Origin of the sequence: Streptomyces caniferus (assembly GCF_009811555.1) — a bacterium.
GTDB lineage: Bacteria > Actinomycetota > Actinomycetes > Streptomycetales > Streptomycetaceae > Streptomyces > Streptomyces caniferus.
In genome coordinates this window covers 461,911-479,755 of the sequence record NZ_BLIN01000001.1, presented here as the reverse complement: position 1 = coordinate 479,755, position 17,845 = coordinate 461,911, and the positions used below count along the sequence as shown (strand labels likewise).

The following is a 17,845-nucleotide window of genomic DNA, read 5'->3' as shown; positions in this document are numbered from 1 at the left end:
TGGGTTGCATGGGGGCATGAGCAACGAAGATCTGCGTGCCGCAGCCGATGCCGTCCTGACCCGCCTCGTCGGGGATCCCGGCGGCGAGGCCAGGCTGCGCGAGGATCAGTGGCGGGCGATCGAGGCGCTGGTCGCCGACCACCGCCGCGCGCTGGTCGTACAGCGCACGGGCTGGGGCAAGTCCGCGGTCTATTTCGTCGCGACGGCGCTGCTGCGTGAGCGCGGCAGCGGACCGACCGTGATCGTCTCCCCGCTGCTCGCGCTGATGCGCAATCAGGTCGAGGCCGCCGCGCGGGCCGGGATCCGCGCCCGCACGATCAACTCCGCCAACACCGAGGAGTGGGACACCGTCCAGGCCGAGGTGGCGGCCGGCGAGGTGGACGTCCTGCGGGTCAGCCCCGAGCGCCTCAACAACCCGGACTTCCGCGACCAGGTGCTGCCCAAGCTCGCGGCGGCGACCGGTCTGCTGGTGGTCGACGAAGCGCACTGCATCTCCGACTGGGGCCATGATTTCCGGCCGGACTACCGACGGCTGCGCACCATGCTCGCCGATCTCCCGCCCGTGTGCCCGTGCTCGCCACCACGGCCACGGCCAACGCGCGGGTGACCGCCGATGTCGCCGAACAGCTCGGCACGGGCGTGGGCTCCACCGAGGCACTGGTGCTGCGCGGGCCGCTGGACCGGGAGAGCCTGAGCCTGGGCGTCCTCCCGCTGCCGGACGCCGCGCACCGGCTCGCCTGGCTCGCGGACCATCTGCACGAGCTGCCGGGCTCGGGGATCATCTATACGCTCACCGTTGCCGCAGCCGAGGAGGTCACGGCCTTCCTGCGTCATCGGGGTCACACGGTCTCCTCGTACACCGGCAAGACGGAGAACGCCGACCGCCAGCAGGCCGAGGACGATCTGCTCGCCAATCGCGTCAAGGCGCTGGTGGCGACCTCGGCGCTGGGCATGGGCTTCGACAAGCCCGACCTGGGTTTCGTGGTGCACATGGGTTCGCCGTCGTCCCCATCGCGTACTAACAGCAGGTGGGCCGGGCCGGCCGTGGGGTCGAGCACGCCGAGGTGCTGTTGCTGCCCGGGCGGGAGGACGAGGCGATCTGGAAGTACTTCGCCTCGCTGGCCTTCCCGCCCGAGGAGCAGGTGCGGCGGACGCTGGACGTCCTGGCGGCCGCCGGCCGGCCGGTTGTCCCTGCCGGCCCTGGAGCCGCAGGTCGAAACTGCGCCGCTCACGCCTGGAGATCATGCTCAAGGTGCTCGATGTGGACGGCGCCGTACAGCGCGTCAAGGGTGGCTGGACCTCCACCGGCCGCCCGTGGTCGTACGACGCCGAGCGTTATGCGTGGGTGACGCGCCAGCGCGAGGCCGAGCAGCAGGCGATGCGGGAGTACGCCACCACGACGGGCTGCCGCATGGAGTTCCTGCGACGGCAGCTGGACGACGAGGCGGCCGTGGCGTGCGGGCGCTGCGACAACTGTGCCGGGGCGCGGTTCACCACCGAGGTGTCCGCCGCAGCGCTGGAGGGGGCGCGCGGTGAGCTGGGACGGCCCGGGGTGGAAGTGGAGCCGCGGCGGATGTGGCCGACGGGCCTGCCGGCCGTCGGTGTCGACCTCAAGGGGCGTATCCCGGCAGGTGAGCTGGCCGCGACCGGCCGCGCACTGGGCCGGCTCTCCGATATCGGGTGGGGCAACCGGCTGCGCCCGATGCTCGCCCCGCAGGCCCCGGACGGCCCGGTCCCCGACGATGTCGCGGCCGCGGTGGTCACCGTGCTCGCCGACTGGGCCAAGGGCCCCGGTGGTTGGGCCTCGGGGGCGGCGGACGCACCGGCCCGCCCGGTGGGCGTCGTCGCGCTCTCCTCGCGCAGCCGCCCGCAGCTGATCCGGTCGCTGGCCGAGCGGATCGCCGCAGTCGGCCGCATGCCGTTCCTGGGCGCGGTGACCTCGGTGGACGACGGTGCCGACGGCAGGATTCCGCGCAGCAACAGTGCCCAGCGGCTCCGGGCTCTGGACGGTTCGCTGGGCGTACCACCCGAGCTGGCGCAGGCGTTGGAGTCGGCGGGCGGTCCGGTGCTGCTGGTGGACGACTACGCCGATACCGGCTGGACGCTGGCCGTGGCCGCCCGGCTGCTGCGCCGGGCGGGGGCAGCGGAGGTGTTTCCGCTGGTCCTCGCCGTACAGGGCTAGGGGCCGTACGGCACGCGGCGACGGGAAGGAACATTTGCCACTCCCCGGGCGATTCCGGTCACGGGCGGGAATTGCTCGTTGCCGCATGCCTGTACGACCGCGAGAATTGGAGTTGCTTCCCCGTACCGGCCGTCCGTGGTCAGGCAGGGCCATGCCGTGGTGCCCATCCGCGCCAGGCCGCCGCCCGACGTGCGGACGCGTAGACGATGGGAGGAACGTGACCTTCGGCTTCGCCCCGCCCCCGCAGGTGCCCCCGCCCACGTCCGCCGACTCCGCCGCACGACTCGGCCGCATGCTGGAGCCCGCCGAATGGGCCTCGGCCGGCATCCCGTTGCTGCGCAATCCCCGTGAGGTCGTCGCCGGCCTGCACGACCGTCACCGGCCGGTGCCGTCGACGGCCATCGTCGCAGTGCTCGACGTGCAGGAGCGGGTGACGGCCAGCGCCTCGTTCACGGAGCTCACGGCCGCTCCCGACGGCTGGGAGTTCCGCAATGCGCTCCTGGTGCATCTGCGCCGGGTGATCCCGCACGACCTGCGGCTGCGCGCCCCGGTCCGGACCGCCGTGCTGCTCTACTGCCGTGAGGGCGAGCCTTTGTGGACGGAGACGGACGGGGCCTGGATGTGGGGGCTGCGCGACGCCTGCACGCTGCACGGGCTCCGTTGCGGGGCATACATCACGCTGACCCCGGACCGCTGGCAGGTGCTGGGAGAGGGCCGGGGCGGGCGCCGCCCCAAACCGTCCACCGTGGACAAGCCCGTCACGGCAGCACGCCGGACGGGGGCGGAACGGATGGAGACTCGTCGCACGACGGCGGCGCGCCCCGAGGCGCCCCATACGGCCGCGCCTCTGCCCGCCGCACCGAACCGGTCGATGGCGCGGCGCACGGGAGGCGGCGCCCCGGAAGCCCATCGGCACACGGCCGCACGCTGAGCGGACCGGGCGGACGTACGCCCGGCTTCCGGCGGCAGAAGCAGGCACCTCGCCGGGCGTGCCATGACCCACGGCAGACGGCCCGCGCATCCCGGTGGTGGCAGAAGTCAGACGGTCACGACCGGCACACCTCCGCCTCTCCGCCGAAGCCCCCGGCCCGGCGTCCCGACCTCGTCCGGGCCGGAGCGCAAGCGAGCCCGACGGCCTTCGGGGCCGACGGGCTGTTGCGAACCGGAAGCGGTCAGGCGGGTGCTCCGAGAACGGTGTTGATCCGCTGCGGGTCGCCGCAGACGATCAGCAGCGTTCCGGCACGGGCCATCGCCGCGGGCAGCGCCTGCGCGGTGACCTCGTCCGTACCGCCGTTCATGGCGACGACCACGACGGGCCGGCCGGTGGCACGCTCGGCACCGGCGTCCGCGTAGAACACATCGTCCGCGGCGTCGTGTTGGGCCCAGTAGGACGCCTCGCCGAAGGACAGTTCATGCGCGGCCCACGGGTGCGTTTCACCGGTGGTCAGCATCAGGATGTCGCCCGGCGCACGCCCGGAGTCCAGCAGCAGGTCGACGGCCTCGTCGGCGGCGTCGACGGCGCCGGCGGCGGGTGCCGGGATCAGCTGGAGCTGTGCTCCCGCGGCGGCGCCGGGCTGGCCGGCGGGCGGCTGCGGGGAGCTGGTGCGCTGCGCCGGCGGAGCGGCGACAGGACCACGCGGCGGGGCAGCAGGTCCGGGCTTGCCCGGACGGACACTGGACGCGGGGCCACGCGGCGGCGCGGGGCGGGGACCGGGACCAGGAACGGGACGGGGGGTCGGCGCGGTACGGCCGGCGGCCGGAGTTGCGCGGGGACCCGGGACACTCTCGTGAATCTGAGGCTCCTCGGGGATGAGAGGCATAAAGGGATGTCTATCAAACGTAAGTGCGGAACGCGTCATCGGGTACCGAATTGATGTGCGTACCGCTCAGAAATCGAAGCCGAGTTGGCCACCGGCTTCCAGAGCGGCTGCTTCGGGGGTGATGCGCGCCTTCTTCAGATGCCGCCAGCGGGGCAGGGCATCCATGTAGGACCACGACACTCGGTGGTGCGGCGTAGGACCGTACTCCTCCAGGGCAATGCGATGGGTCGGTGAGGGGTAGCCTGCGTTGGCCGCGAAGTCGAAGTCGGCGTAGACCAGGCCCAGTTCGGCCATCATCGCGTCGCGTCGCACCTTGGCGATCACGGACGCGGCGGCGACCGCGATGCAGGACTGGTCGCCCTTGATGACCGTGCGGACTTGCCATGGCGCGCCCAGGTAGTTGTGCTTGCCGTCGAGAATGATCGCGTCCGGCTGAACCGGCAGCGCCTCCAGGGCCCGGACTGCCGCGAGCCGCAGGGCCGCGGTCATGCCCAGTGCGTCGATCTCCTCGGGCGAGGAGTGCCCCAGGGCGTACGACGTGACCCACTCGCCGAGCACTTCGCACAGTTCGGTGCGGCGCTTGGGGGTCAGCAGCTTGGAATCGGTGAGACCGTCGGGCGGCCGGCGCAGACCGGTGATGGCTGCGCAGACGCTGACCGGACCGGCCCAGGCTCCGCGCCCGACCTCGTCGATACCTGCAACGACCTTGGCGCCCGTCGTGGCGCGCAATGATCGCTCGACGGAATGGGTGGGGGGCTCGTACGGCATGGCGCCAGCAAGGTTACGCCTATTCGGCTCAGCCGTCCGCACCGGATCCCCACCTGGTGGGAAACGGTGCGGGCAGCCGCATGAGCAGCATGCGAACGGGACCCGCCGCTTCCGCTACCGATGGGTATGCGGAAGCTGGATCAGGCGAGGCGCGGCCGGCGCCGGAGGCTGCCGTTCCCTCGCCCCGAGCGGAGCCGTGCGGGGTGAAGTAGCCGCCCGAGGCCGGTGGTTGGAGGACGCCCGGAAGACGGCAGCGGACCGCAGCGGACGGATACGGCGGATGGGCGCGACGAACAGGCGCGAGCACGCCGCAGCGGGCGGGATGGGCGCGGAGCGAGGCGGTGGCCGTGCGTCAGTCGGCGAGGGTGGGTGTCCAGGACGGGAGCGGCTCGGTGCCTTCCAGCCATGCCTCAGGAGGGTGGCCGGCGTGCCCGGCGGCGACGATGCCGCCGACGATGGCGCACGTGGTGTCCACATCGCCGCCCGCCTGAGCAGTGGTCCAAAACGCCCGCTCGTAGTTGCCCAGATGCCGGGCCGCGGCCCAGAGCGCGAAGGGCACCGTGTCGTGGGCGCTGGTGCGCCGTCCACAGCCCAGGACGGCGGCGACGGTGCTGGAGTCGGCGTAGTCGAGCATGTCGCGGGCGCGGCGCAGTCCGGCCTGCACGGCGCTGCGCGGGATCAGCTCCAGCACACCGTCCAGCAGCTGTTCGGGGCCGGTGTCACGGGCCGGGTCGGCCACCAGGGCGGCCGCGGCGGCGACGGCCATGGCGCCGACGACGGCCTCACGGTGCTGATGGGTGGTGTAGGCGGAGATCTCCGCCTGGTGGGTGGCCTGCTCGGGGTCGTCGGCGTACCAGGCGCCGAGGGGAGCGATACGCATGGCCGCTCCGTTGCCCCACGAGCCCTGACCGTTGAAGAGTCCCGATGCCAGCTCGCGCCAGTCCCCGCCCTCGCGGATCAGCCGCAGCATCCGATTGACGGCCGGGCCGTAGCCGCGGTCGAAGTCATGGCGGTCGGCGAAGGAGCGGGCGAGCGCGTCCTGATCGATCCGGCCGTGGGCGGTGAGCACGGCCAGGACGGAACAGGCCATCTCGGTGTCGTCGGTCCACTGCCAGGGGGAGGGAGGCAGCTCGCGGCGCTTGAGGGAGGGGTAATGGGCGGGGACGAAGAACTGGGATCCGAGCGCATCACCCACGGAGAGGCCGCGCAGGCTCGCCAGAGCTCGCGCACAGCGGTCTGCGTCACGGTGGTCGGGGGTCATCGCTGTGCACTCTAACCGGTGACGCCATAAGACTCGGGTACACACCAGCGCTCGAAGGGCCGGTCCAGGCTGTAGCGGCCGTCCGGACCGAGCAGCAGGATGCGCCGCTCCGCGTTGTCGGGGTTGGACAGCGACTCGAAGTCGGCCACCGTCCAGTGGAACCACCGCATGCAGAACAGTCTCATGGTGAGACCGTGCGTGACGATGAGGACGTTCGGCGGGTGGTCCGGGTCCTCGAAGCTGCGCCACAGGCTCTCCAGGAACGCCCCGACCCGGTCGTAGACATCGGCCCCGGACTCGCCCTGGGCGAAGCGGTAGAAGAAGTGACCGTAGGCGTCCCGGTAGGCCTTCTGCCGTCGCACGTCGTCGCGGTCCTGCCAGTTCCCCCAGTCCTGCTCGCGCAGCCGGGGCTCCTCGCGCACCCGGACCCTGGCGGGATCGAGGCCGAGTTCGCGGAAGGTCTGGTGGGTTCGGCGGTAGGGCGAGACATAGGCGGAGACCCGTTCCTCGCCGAACATCTCGCGCAGCGGACCGCCGGCTTCCTTCGCCTGCCGCAGCCCGGTCTCGGTGAGGGAGAGCGCATGATCGGGCTCCCGCTCGTACACGGTGTCATCGACATTCCCCGCCGACTCTCCATGGCGGATGAGGACGATGCGTCGGGGCCGAGCCATGCCGCCAGCCTAAATCGCCCGCTTTGTACATGCCGCACGCAGTCAAGGGACCACAGCAGGACGGCGAGCCTCGCCGCGACCCCGGCAAGGCCACGGCGGCACGCGGCGGGCAGCGACCGACCGCGGTGCCGACCGGCATCGCGTAATGAGTTCCGAGCGGACATTCCCCCTCCTCACGCAAATGCAACCCTCGTCGCATTACGATGAGGATGACACGGGCAACGCACTAATGCAACAGGAGTAGCAATTGTCTGACGAGACGGTGCACGAGAACGGGCGCGGGACCGGTGAGACCACGCCCACCCCCGGCACCCGGCGTCCGGGCGGCCGTACCGCCCGTACCCGTGCCGCCGTCCGCGACGCCGTACTGGCCGGGCTCACCGAGCACGGTTATCCGGGCTTGACCGTCGAATACGTCGCGGCCCACTCCGGGGTGCACAAGACGACGCTGTATCGCCGCTGGAAGGACGTGGAGGGCCTGCTGGCGGACGCCCTCGACCTCGCGGGCGAGGACAGCTGGACCCCACCCGACACCGGGTCCCTGGAAGGTGATCTGCGCGCTCTGGCCCGCGAGGTCGTCGTGTCCTTCACCGACCCCGCGGTAGCCGCGTCGGGCTCCGCGATGATCGCCGCCGCCTTCCACTCGGAGCGGGCGGCCGTGGCGCTGCGTGACTACTACGCCGAGCGGTTCGCGCGCTGCGAGGTACTCGTCGAGCGGGCCGTCGAGCGCGGGGAATTGCCGGCGACGCCGGGCTCCGCGCCCGATACCCCGGAAGCCGGCCCGCCACATTCCGCTTCCGGCACCACCGCAGCCGGTGCCATCGACGCCGGCGCACTCGCCCGCGCCGTCTCCGCGCCGCTCTTTTTCCGCCTGTTCATCACCCGGGAGCCGGTGGACGACGCCCTCGCGGACCAGGCCGCGGCGGCCGCACTGGCCGCGGCCCGCGCCGGGGCGTTCACCACCGGGAGTACGGCCGGCACCTCCCCCGGCGCCGCCTCCTGACCACTGTCCTCACACCGTCCACGACGGTTCGAGCTGCACCACATCGCCCGCGATCGCCCTGACATCGGCGGCTATCTGGGCCCGCAGCGCCAGCCGCTCCACCCGTTCGGGCCGGTACTTCCCCCGCTCGGCCGCCGACTGCCACATCGACAGCACCAAGAACTCCTCCCCGGAGCCCGTCCCAGCATCCCCCGCAGCATTCCCGGCGAACCCGCCATGGCGGGGTTCCAGACCTTCTCCTGCATCAGCATGAAGTGATCCACCCGGTCCTGGCGCACCTGGCAGTGCGCCAGCCGCAGCACATCCACGTCGGCGAACGACGGACGGAAGCCCACCTTCACATCAAACTCGTGCTCGAAGAGCCGCACTTGGGCGTCCTTGAACATGCCGGCCTGGGCGGCCGCCAGCCGGTCGTGGGAGCGCGCCATGAAGGAGTCGTAGAAGGCCCGGCTCTCCCAGAAGGCCACCAGATGCGCCACGCCCGGCCGCCCACGGCTCCACCCCCCGCCCTGCCCTCGGAACCCCGGCTCACCCAGCAGCCCCGCCCATTTCCGCTGCCCCCGCTCGAACCCTCGACGGTCCACAACGGTGAGGCGAATCCACTTGACCAGCACCGCGCCATCGTACGGCCCAGGGGCGAGCCGGGATCACTGCGCGTCACCTTCCGAACGGCCCGAACTTCCTTACGGGCGCGGGTCGATCGGCGCGAGAACACCCAGCCGCCGCTCCACCGCCTCGGCCGCCTCCAGGCACAGGTCCTCCCGGTAGGAGCGCCCGATCAGCTGCACGCCGTACGGGAGCCCCTCCACCACCCCGGTGGGGACGGCCACCGCAGGCACACCGACGAAACTGGTGGCGGTGCAGAGCCGCAGGGCACGCTGTATCCGCTGATGGCTCTCCTCGTCCCGCAGCTCCTCCCCGGGTGCGAACGGCGGATCGGTGAACACGGGCGCCAGGACGAGCGGATACTCCTCCAGGAACACCGCCCAGTCCCGCTGGAGCCCCATCCGCACCCCCGGTGAGCCGCAGGTACTCCGCCAGTTCCACGGGGCGGAACGTCGCCATCGCCCGCTCGATATAGCGATGGCCGCCCTCCCCGAGCAGCGGCTCTGACCACCGGCCAGGTGGTGGCGAACTCCGTGACCGTCATCCGGCCGTAGGCGTCGAGGGCGTCCTCCAGCCGCGGTACGTCCGCCCCTCGCCACACCTCGTAGCCGCGTCCCGGAGCGCCTCGGCCGCACTCTGCACGGCCCGGCGCACCACGGGGTGCACCCCGTGGCCTCCGGGGTCGGTCACCATCGCCACCTTCAAGGGGCGTCCCAACGGCTCCCCGTAGGGCGGCACCGGAACGGCCCGCGGGTCGCGCGGATCGGCCCCGGCCAGCACCTCGTACGCCAGCCGCAGATCATCGACCGTACGGGCCAGGGGGCCGTCGACCACGAGGACCTGTGCGGCGAGGGACGGGTCGTCGGGCCCGAGGCGGTGATCGGCGGCGAACCGCCCGTAGGTCGGCTTCAGCCCCGCGACGCCACAGAAGGACGCGGGAAGCCGCACCGACCCTCCGGAGTCGTTGCCGAGGCCGAGCGGGGCCATGCCGCTCGCCACGGCCGCGGCGTCGCCGCCACTGCCTGCCGCCCGGTGTGACCGCGCGGCTCCAGGGGTTCACGGTGTCCCCGAACAGCTCGCTGCGGGTATGGATCCCGGCGAGGATGAGCGTCGGGATGTGCTGTGCCCGATCGGGATGCCCCCGGCCGCGCGCAGCCGCGACACCGGGGGCGCATCGCAGTGCGCGACAGCGTTCCGGAAGCGCTTCGCGCCGTAGGTCGTCGGCACCCCCTCGATGGCCGTGGTCTCCTTCACGGTGAACGGCACCCCGGCCAGCGGCCCCAGCCGCTCCCCCGCCGCGCGTCCGCGGTCGGTCCGCGCCGCCTCGTCCAGTGCCCGCTCGGCGAGGAGCTGGGTGACGGCGTTGACGGCCGGATTGACCTCGGCGATCCGCGCCAGATGCGCCTCGGCCAGCTCCACCGCCGACACCTCGCCGGTACGCACCGCCGTCGCCTGGGCCCGGGCCGTCATTTTTCCACAGCGTGTCGCGCATGGTCCCCACCCTCTTGTGCTCCTGGACGGCCCCCACGCGAACCGCTTCAGGCCGTCTTCGCATTTTTCCGATGCGCTTGCATCGGTTCAGTGATCGTAACTGATTACCGATACGAACGCATCGAAAAAACGGAGTGCGGGGCATGCCCAAGCAGGTCGACCACGAGAGCCGGCGCCGGCAGATCGCCGATGCCGTGTGCCAACTCGCCGACGAGAGCGGGCTGGAGGGCGTCACACTCCGCGACGTGGCGGGCCGCGCGCAGGTGTCCATGGGGGCCGTCCAGCGCTGCTTCGGCACCAAGGAGGAGATGCTGGTCTTCGCGCTCGGCCAGATCGGCGAGCGGGTCGCCACACGGGTGTCGGCCCGGCTCACCGCATCGCCCGCCCAGTCGGCCCGTACAGCGCTGGGGCACGCGGCGACCGAGGTGTCGCTGGTCCACGAGGAGCACCGCGCCGAGGCACGGGTCTGGCTGGCCTTCGTGGCACAGGCCGCGGTCAGTCCGCCGCTGGCCGGAATTCTGCGCACCAACTACGCACACCTGCAGGTGCTGTTCGCGCGGCTGATCGCCGAAGCCTCCGACACCCCCGACCCGGACCCGCGCGGCCCGCACCCTCCTCGCCCTGGCCGACGGCCTCACCACCCACGTCCTGATCGGCCACCTCTCCCCCGCCGAGGCGCTGGACGTCCTGGACGGCCAGCTCCGCCGCCTCTGGAACGAGCGGGCGCACTGAGCGGACCCTGCGACCCACCACACACGCGCAGGGCACTTTCAAGCCACCGCAGGCCGAGCCAAACCGTGGGTGACCCAGGGCCAGTTCGCCCCGCCCAGGGGCCGCCGGGCGTGGCACGATGGTCAGTCAACGGGAAGTCCCGGGGTAGGGGTCCGCGTGCCCGCGTGGACCGCGCCGCGTCCCCGGGAGATGACGGGAGGGAAGTCCGGTGAGCACGTTCAACAAAGGGATCGAGAAGGTCGAGGTGACGCTCAAGTGGGATCCCAGCCCCCTCGGGACGCCGGACAATGACCTCGACATCGTCGCGGCGACGTACCACGGCCGACGCGCCGCACGGCGATCCGGCCTATCTGGTGCACTTCGACAGCCGCTCGCCCGACGGGACCATCACCCTCAACCGGGACAGCAGGACCGGCCAGGGGTTCGGCTTCGACGAGATCATGACCCTGGAGCTGGACGGCTGTCCGACACTACACCCGGGTGATCGTGGGGGTGGCCATCCAGCAGGGCGAGGGCCGCAAGGTCTTCGGCGACATAGAGAACACGGTCGTACGGATCCGCGAGGGCTACACCGACCTGGCCGAGAACGACTTCGGCGAGGTCGCGGGGGCGACCGCGGCGACGGTCGCCGAGTTCGTCCGGGACGAGTCGGGACAGTGGCGCATCCACGCGACGCTCCGGGGGTTCGACACCGACCCGGACGGGTTCGCCTCCCTGATGGGCCGCTGACCGGGCAGCCGACGGGGAGCGGCACAGGCCACGGAGCAAGAAGAGGGGGGACCGGCGCCGGCCGGTCCCCTCTCTTCTTGCTCCGTGGCCTGTGCCGCTCCCCGTCGGCTGCCCGGTCAGCGGCCCATCAGGGAGGGCGAACCCGTCCGGGTCGGTGTCGAACCCCCGGAGCGTCGCGTGGATGCGCCACTGTCCCGACTCGTCCCGGACGAACTCGGCGACCGTCGCCGCGGTCGCCCCCGCGACCTCGCCGAAGTCGTTCTCGGCCAGGTCGGTGTAGCCTCGCGGATCCGTACGACCGTGTTCTCTATGTCGCCGAAGACCTTGCGGCCCTCGCCCTGCTGGATGGCCCACCCCCACGATCACCCGGGTGTAGGTGTCGGACAGCCGGTCCAGCTCCAGGGTCATGATCTCGTCGAAGCCGAACCCCTGGCCGGTCCTGCTGTCCCGGTTGAGGGTGATGGTCCCGTCGGGCGAGCGGCTGTCGAAGTGCACCAGATAGGCCGGATCGCCGTGCGGCGCGTCGGCCGTGTACGTCGCCGCGACGATGTCGAGGTCATTGTCCGGCGTCCCGAGGGGGCTGGGATCCCACTTGAGCGTCACCTCGACCTTCTCGATCCCTTTGTTGAACGTGCTCACCGGACTTCCCTCCCGTCATCTCCCGGGGACGCGGCGCGGTCCACGCGGGCACGCGGACCCCTCCCGGGACTTCCCGTTGACTGACCATCGTGCCACGCCCGGCGGCCCCTGGGCGGGGCGAACTGGCCCTGGTCACCCACGGTTTGGCTCGGCCTGCGGTGGCTTGAAAGTGCCCTGCGCGGTGTTGTGGGTCGCAGGGTCCGCTCAGTGCGCCCGCTCGTTCCAGAGGCGGCGGAGCTGGCCGTCCAGGACGTCCAGCGCCTCGGCGGGGGAGAGGTGGCCGATCAGGACGTGGGTGGTGAGGCCGTCGGCCAGGGCGAGGAGGGTGCGGGCCGCGCGGTCCGGGTCGGGGGTGTCGGAGGCTTCGGCGATCAGCCGCGCGAACAGCACCTGCAGGTGTGCGTAGTTGGTGCGCAGAATTCCGGCCAGCGGCGGACTGACCGCGGCCTGTGCCACGAAGGCCAGCCAGACCCGTGCCTCGGCGCGGTGCTCCTCGTGGACCAGCGACACCTCGGTCGCCGCGTGCCCCAGCGCTGTACGGGCCGACTGGGCGGGCGATGCGGTGAGCCGGGCCGACACCCGTGTGGCGACCCGCTCGCCGATCTGGCCGAGCGCGAAGACCAGCATCTCCTCCTTGGTGCCGAAGCAGCGCTGGACGGCCCCCATGGACACCTGCGCGCGGCCCGCCACGTCGCGGAGTGTGACGCCCTCCAGCCCGCTCTCGTCGGCGAGTTGGCACACGGCATCGGCGATCTGCCGGCGCCGGCTCTCGTGGTCGACCTGCTTGGGCATGCCCCGCACTCCGTTTTTTCGATGCGTTCGTATCGGTAATCAGGTTACGATCACTGAACCGATGCAAGCGCATCGGAAAAATGCGAAGACGGCCTGAAGCGGTTCGCGTGGGGGCCGTCCAGGAGCACAAGAGGGTGGGGACATGCGCGACACGCTGTGGAAAATGACGGCCCGGGCCCAGGCGACGGCGGTGCGTACCGGCGAGGTGTCGGCGGTGGAGCTGGCCGAGGCGCATCTGGCGCGGATCGCCGAGGTCAATCCGGCCGTCAACGCCGTCACCCAGCTCCTCGCCGAGCGGGCACTGGACGAGGCGGCGCGGACCGACCGCGGACGCGCGGCGGGGGAGCGGCTGGGGCCGCTGGCCGGGGTGCCGTTCACCGTGAAGGAGACCACGGCCATCGAGGGGGTGCCGACGACCTACGGCGCGAAGCGCTTCCGGAACGCTGTCGCGCACTGCGATGCGCCCCCGGTGTCGCGGCTGCGCGCGGCCGGGGGCATCCCGATCGGGCACAGCAACATCCCGACGCTCATCCTCGCCGGGATCCATACCCGCAGCGAGCTGTTCGGGACACCGTGAACCCCTGGAGCCGCGCGGTCACACCGGGCGGCAGCAGTGGCGGCGACGCCGCGGCCGTGGCGAGCGGCATGGCCCCGCTCGGCCTCGGCAACGACTCCGGAGGGTCGGTGCGGCTTCCCGCGTCCTTCTGTGGCGTCGCGGGGCTGAAGCCGACCTACGGGCGGTTCGCCGCCGATCACCGCCTCGGGCCCGACGACCCGTCCCTCGCCGCACAGGTCCTCGTGGTCGACGGCCCCCTGGCCCGTACGGTCGATGATCTGCGGCTGGCGTACGAGGTGCTGGCCGGGGCCGATCCGCGCGACCCGCGGGCCGTTCCGGTGCCGCCCTACGGGGAGCCGTTGGGACGCCCCTTGAAGGTGGCGATGGTGACCGACCCCGGAGGCCACGGGGTGCACCCCGTGGTGCGCCGGGCCGTGCAGAGTGCGGCCGAGGCGCTCCGGGACGCGGGCTACGAGGTGTGCGAGGTGGCGGACGTACCGCGGCTGGAGGACGCCCTCGACGCCTACGGCCGGATGACGGTCACGGAGTTCGCCACCACCTGGCCGGTGGTCAAGCCGCTGCTCGGGGAGGGCGGCCATCGCTATATCGAGCGGGCGATGGCGACGTTCCGCCCCGTGGAACTGGCGGAGTACCTGCGGCTCACCGGGGTGCGGATGGGGCTCCAGCGGGACTGGGCGGTGTTCCTGGAGGAGTATCCGCTCGTCCTGGCGCCCGTGTTCACCGATCCGCCGTTCGCACCCGGGGAGGAGCTGCGGGACGAGGAGAGCCATCAGCGGATACAGCGTGCCCTGCGGCTCTGCACCGCCACCAGTTTCGTCGGTGTGCCTGCGGTGGCCGTCCCCACCGGGGTGGTGGAGGGGCTCCCGTACGGCGTGCAGCTGATCGGGCGCTCCTACCGGGAGGACCTGTGCCTGGAGGCGGCCGAGGCGGTGGAGCGGCGGCTGGGTGTTCTCGCGCCGATCGACCCGCGCCCGTAAGGAAGTTCGGGCCGTTCGGAAGGTGACGCGCAGTGATCCCGGCTCGCCCCTGGGCCGTACGATGGCGCGGTGCTGGTCAAGTGGATTCGCCTCACCGTTGTGGACCGTCGAGGGTTCGAGCGGGGGCAGCGGAAATGGGCGGGGCTGCTGGGTGAGCCGGGGTTCCGAGGGCAGGGCGGGGGGTGGAGCCGTGGGCGGCCGGGCGTGGCGCATCTGGTGGCCTTCTGGGAGAGCCGGGCCTTCTACGACTCCTTCATGGCGCGCTCCCACGACCGGCTGGCGGCCGCCCAGGCCGGCATGTTCAAGGACGCCCAAGTGCGGCTCTTCGAGCACGAGTTTGATGTGAAGGTGGGCTTCCGTCCGTCGTTCGCCGACGTGGATGTGCTGCGGCTGGCGCACTGCCAGGTGCGCCAGGACCGGGTGGATCACTTCATGCTGATGCAGGAGAAGGTCTGGAACCCCGCCATGGCGGGTTCGCCGGGAATGCTGCGGGGGATGCTGGGACGGGCTCCGGGGGAGGAGTTCTTGGTGCTGTCGATGTGGCAGTCGGCGGCCGAGCGGGGGAAGTACCGGCCCGAACGGGTGGAGCGGCTGGCGCTGCGGGCCCAGATAGCCGCCGATGTCAGGGCGATCGCGGGCGATGTGGTGCAGCTCGAACCGTCGTGGACGGTGTGAGGACAGTGGTCAGGAGGCGGCGCCGGGGGAGGTGCCGGCCGTACTCCCGGTGGTGAACGCCCCGGCGCGGGCCGCGGCCAGTGCGGCCGCCGCGGCCTGGTCCGCGAGGGCGTCGTCCACCGGCTCCCGGGTGATGAACAGGCGGAAAAAGAGCGGCGCGGAGACGGCGCGGGCGAGTGCGCCGGCGTCGATGGCACCGGCTGCGGTGGTGCCGGAAGCGGAATGTGGCGGGCCGGCTTCCGGGGTATCGGGCGCGGAGCCCGGCGTCGCCGGCAATTCCCCGCGCTCGACGGCCCGCTCGACGAGTACCTCGCAGCGCGCGAACCGCTCGGCGTAGTAGTCACGCAGCGCCACGGCCGCCCGCTCCGAGTGGAAGGCGGCGGCGATCATCGCGGAGCCCGACGCGGCTACCGCGGGGTCGGTGAAGGACACGACGACCTCGCGGGCCAGAGCGCGCAGATCACCTTCCAGGGACCCGGTGTCGGGTGGGGTCCAGCTGTCCTCGCCCGCGAGGTCGAGGGCGTCCGCCAGCAGGCCCTCCACGTCCTTCCAGCGGCGATACAGCGTCGTCTTGTGCACCCCGGAGTGGGCCGCGACGTATTCGACGGTCAAGCCCGGATAACCGTGCTCGGTGAGCCCGGCCAGTACGGCGTCGCGGACGGCGGCACGGGTACGGGCGGTACGGCCGCCCGGACGCCGGGTGCCGGGGGTGGGCGTGGTCTCACCGGTCCCGCGCCCGTTCTCGTGCACCGTCTCGTCAGACAATTGCTACTCCTGTTGCATTAGTGCGTTGCCCGTGTCATCCTCATCGTAATGCGACGAGGGTTGCATTTGCGTGAGGAGGGGGAATGTCCGCTCGGAACTCATTACGCGATGCCGGTCGGCACCGCGGTCGGTCGCTGCCCGCCGCGTGCCGCCGTGGCCTTGCCGGGGTCGCGGCGAGGCTCGCCGTCCTGCTGTGGTCCCTTGACTGCGTGCGGCATGTACAAAGCGGGCGATTTAGGCTGGCGGCATGGCTCGGCCCCGACGCATCGTCCTCATCCGCCATGGAGAGTCGGCGGGGAATGTCGATGACACCGTGTACGAGCGGGAGCCCGATCATGCGCTCTCCCTCACCGAGACCGGGCTGCGGCAGGCGAAGGAAGCCGGCGGTCCGCTGCGCGAGATGTTCGGCGAGGAACGGGTCTCCGCCTATGTCTCGCCCTACCGCCGAACCCACCAGACCTTCCGCGAACTCGGCCTCGATCCCGCCAGGGTCCGGGTGCGCGAGGAGCCCCGGCTGCGCGAGCAGGACTGGGGGAACTGGCAGGACCGCGACGACGTGCGACGGCAGAAGGCCTACCGGGACGCCTACGGTCACTTCTTCTACCGCTTCGCCCAGGGCGAGTCCGGGGCCGATGTCTACGACCGGGTCGGGGCGTTCCTGGAGAGCCTGTGGCGCAGCTTCGAGGACCCGGACCACCCGCCGAACGTCCTCATCGTCACGCACGGTCTCACCATGAGACTGTTCTGCATGCGGTGGTTCCACTGGACGGTGGCCGACTTCGAGTCGCTGTCCAACCCCGACAACGCGGAGCGGCGCATCCTGCTGCTCGGTCCGGACGGCCGCTACAGCCTGGACCGGCCCTTCGAGCGCTGGTGTGTACCCGAGTCTTATGGCGTCACCGGTTAGAGTGCACAGCGATGACCCCCGACCACCGTGACGCAGACCGCTGTGCGCGAGCTCTGGCGAGCCTGCGCGGCCTCTCCGTGGGTGATGCGCTCGGATCCCAGTTCTTCGTCCCCGCCCATTACCCCTCCCTCAAGCGCCGCGAGCTGCCTCCCTCCCCCTGGCAGTGGACCGACGACACCGAGATGGCCTGTTCCGTCCTGGCCGTGCTCACCGCCCACGGCCGGATCGATCAGGACGCGCTCGCCCGCTCCTTCGCCGACCGCCATGACTTCGACCGCGGCTACGGCCCGGCCGTCAATCGGATGCTGCGGCTGATCCGCGAGGGCGGGGACTGGCGCGAGCTGGCATCGGGACTCTTCAACGGTCAGGGCTCGTGGGGCAACGGAGCGGCCATGCGTATCGCTCCCCTCGGCGCCTGGTACGCCGACGACCCCGAGCAGGCCACCCACCAGGCGGAGATCTCCGCCTACACCACCCATCAGCACCGTGAGGCCGTCGTCGGCGCCATGGCCGTCGCCGCCGCGGCCGCCCTGGTGGCCGACCCGGCCCGTGACACCGGCCCCGAACAGCTGCTGGACGGTGTGCTGGAGCTGATCCCGCGCAGCGCCGTGCAGGCCGGACTGCGCCGCGCCCGCGACATGCTCGACTACGCCGACTCCAGCACCGTCGCCGCCGTCCTGGGCTGTGGACGGCGCACCAGCGCCCACGACACGGTGCCCTTCGCGCTCTGGGCCGCGGCCCGGCATCTGGGCAACTACGAGCGGGCGTTTTGGACCACTGCTCAGGCGGGCGGCGATGTGGACACCACGTGCGCCATCGTCGGCGGCATCGTCGCCGCCGGGCACGCCGGCCACCCTCCTGAGGCATGGCTGGAAGGCACCGAGCCGCTCCCGTCCTGGACACCCACCCTCGCCGACTGACGCACGGCCACCGCCTCGCTCCGCGCCCATCCCGCCCGCTGCGGCGTGCTCGCGCCTGTTCGTCGCGCCCATCCGCCGTATCCGTCCGCTGCGGTCCGCTGCCGTCTTCCGGGCGTCCTCCAACCACCGGCCTCGGGCGGCTACTTCACCCCGCACGGCTCCGCTCGGGGCGAGGGAACGGCAGCCTCCGGCGCCGGCCGCGCCTCGCCTGATCCAGCTTCCGCATACCCATCGGTAGCGGAAGCGGCGGGTCCCGTTCGCATGCTGCTCATGCGGCTGCCCGCACCGTTTCCCACCAGGTGGGGATCCGGTGCGGACGGCTGAGCCGAA

The 17,845-nt window shown here is 71.9% G+C and carries 12 protein-coding genes and 7 pseudogenes; 9 read left to right on the top strand and 10 right to left on the bottom strand.

The window, feature by feature from the left end; translation table 11 throughout:
* The first annotated feature begins 16 nt into the window (after window positions 1-16).
* Window positions 17-2,182, top strand: a pseudogene (locus Scani_RS01910) (RecQ family ATP-dependent DNA helicase).
* Between the two features lie 217 nt (window positions 2,183-2,399).
* Entirely contained in the window at window positions 2,400-3,113 is a 714-nt protein-coding gene (locus tag Scani_RS01905) for a hypothetical protein (RefSeq protein WP_159469294.1), read from the top strand.
* 241 nt (window positions 3,114-3,354) lie between these two features.
* On the opposite strand, the gene Scani_RS01900 is transcribed toward Scani_RS01905, so the two are convergent.
* From Scani_RS01900 to Scani_RS01885, 4 genes are all read right to left on the bottom strand, one after another.
* Window positions 3,355-4,002, bottom strand: coding sequence for a hypothetical protein (locus Scani_RS01900; protein ID WP_159469296.1), 648 nt, complete (start codon window positions 4,000-4,002; stop codon window positions 3,355-3,357).
* A 66-nt stretch (window positions 4,003-4,068) separates the two neighbouring features.
* Entirely contained in the window at window positions 4,069-4,770 is a 702-nt protein-coding gene (gene rnhB, locus Scani_RS01895; protein WP_159469298.1) for a ribonuclease HII, read from the bottom strand.
* 352 nt (window positions 4,771-5,122) lie between these two features.
* On the bottom strand, window positions 5,123-6,031 hold the full coding sequence (locus Scani_RS01890; RefSeq protein ID WP_159469300.1) for an ADP-ribosylglycohydrolase family protein: 909 nt from the start codon (window positions 6,029-6,031) through the stop codon (window positions 5,123-5,125).
* An 11-nt stretch (window positions 6,032-6,042) separates the two neighbouring features.
* Complete coding sequence (locus Scani_RS01885; RefSeq protein WP_159469302.1) at window positions 6,043-6,702, bottom strand: histidine phosphatase family protein; 660 nt, start codon at window positions 6,700-6,702, stop codon at window positions 6,043-6,045.
* Between the two features lie 247 nt (window positions 6,703-6,949).
* Here Scani_RS01885 and Scani_RS01880 point away from each other — a divergent pair, with 247 nt between their 5' ends.
* Window positions 6,950-7,705 carry a TetR/AcrR family transcriptional regulator gene (locus tag Scani_RS01880; RefSeq protein WP_246295428.1) on the top strand — a complete coding sequence of 252 codons (756 nt, stop codon included), beginning with the start codon at window positions 6,950-6,952 and terminating at the stop codon, window positions 7,703-7,705.
* Window positions 7,706-7,714: 9 nt separating this feature from the next.
* On the opposite strand, the pseudogene Scani_RS01875 reads toward Scani_RS01880, so the two are convergent.
* The 3 genes and pseudogenes from Scani_RS01875 to Scani_RS01870 form a co-directional block, all read right to left on the bottom strand.
* A pseudogene (locus tag Scani_RS01875) lies at window positions 7,715-8,319 on the bottom strand (YdbC family protein).
* Between the two features lie 69 nt (window positions 8,320-8,388).
* Window positions 8,389-8,712, bottom strand: coding sequence for an amidase family protein (locus Scani_RS40575; protein ID WP_246295429.1), 324 nt, complete (start codon window positions 8,710-8,712; stop codon window positions 8,389-8,391).
* A 139-nt stretch (window positions 8,713-8,851) separates the two neighbouring features.
* Window positions 8,852-9,781: pseudogene (locus tag Scani_RS01870) on the bottom strand (amidase).
* A gap of 164 nt (window positions 9,782-9,945) precedes the next feature.
* Between Scani_RS01870 and Scani_RS01865 the strand changes: the two are divergent.
* Together Scani_RS01865 and Scani_RS01860 are read left to right on the top strand one after the other, a co-directional pair.
* A pseudogene (locus Scani_RS01865) lies at window positions 9,946-10,534 on the top strand (TetR/AcrR family transcriptional regulator).
* Between the two features lie 208 nt (window positions 10,535-10,742).
* Window positions 10,743-11,263 (top strand): annotated as a pseudogene (locus Scani_RS01860) (TerD family protein).
* A 213-nt stretch (window positions 11,264-11,476) separates the two neighbouring features.
* Here the strand turns inward: Scani_RS01860 and Scani_RS01855 are convergent.
* Window positions 11,477-11,866 (bottom strand): annotated as a pseudogene (locus Scani_RS01855) (TerD family protein); the annotation flags it as partial.
* Window positions 11,867-12,106: 240 nt separating this feature from the next.
* The gene (locus tag Scani_RS01850) at window positions 12,107-12,694 is read right to left on the bottom strand and encodes a TetR/AcrR family transcriptional regulator (RefSeq protein WP_159469306.1); all 588 of its coding nucleotides are present in this window, start codon (window positions 12,692-12,694) and stop codon (window positions 12,107-12,109) included.
* A 142-nt stretch (window positions 12,695-12,836) separates the two neighbouring features.
* On the opposite strand from Scani_RS01850, the pseudogene Scani_RS01845 reads away from it, so the two are divergent.
* Window positions 12,837-14,248: pseudogene (locus Scani_RS01845) on the top strand (amidase).
* Window positions 14,249-14,317: 69 nt separating this feature from the next.
* Window positions 14,318-14,923: a YdbC family protein gene (locus tag Scani_RS01840; protein ID WP_159469304.1), complete on the top strand. Its 606-nt coding sequence runs from the start codon at window positions 14,318-14,320 to the stop codon at window positions 14,921-14,923.
* Window positions 14,924-14,932: 9 nt separating this feature from the next.
* On the opposite strand, the gene Scani_RS01835 is transcribed toward Scani_RS01840, so the two are convergent.
* Window positions 14,933-15,688, bottom strand: a complete 756-nt coding sequence (locus Scani_RS01835; RefSeq protein WP_246295428.1) for a TetR/AcrR family transcriptional regulator — start codon at window positions 15,686-15,688, stop codon at window positions 14,933-14,935.
* Between the two features lie 247 nt (window positions 15,689-15,935).
* Between Scani_RS01835 and Scani_RS01830 the strand changes: the two genes are divergently transcribed.
* Together Scani_RS01830 and Scani_RS01825 are read left to right on the top strand one after the other, a co-directional pair.
* Window positions 15,936-16,595, top strand: coding sequence for a histidine phosphatase family protein (locus Scani_RS01830; RefSeq protein ID WP_159469302.1), 660 nt, complete (start codon window positions 15,936-15,938; stop codon window positions 16,593-16,595).
* An 11-nt stretch (window positions 16,596-16,606) separates the two neighbouring features.
* Window positions 16,607-17,515, top strand: coding sequence for an ADP-ribosylglycohydrolase family protein (locus Scani_RS01825; protein WP_159469300.1), 909 nt, complete (start codon window positions 16,607-16,609; stop codon window positions 17,513-17,515).
* The last annotated feature ends 330 nt before the right edge of the window (window positions 17,516-17,845 follow it).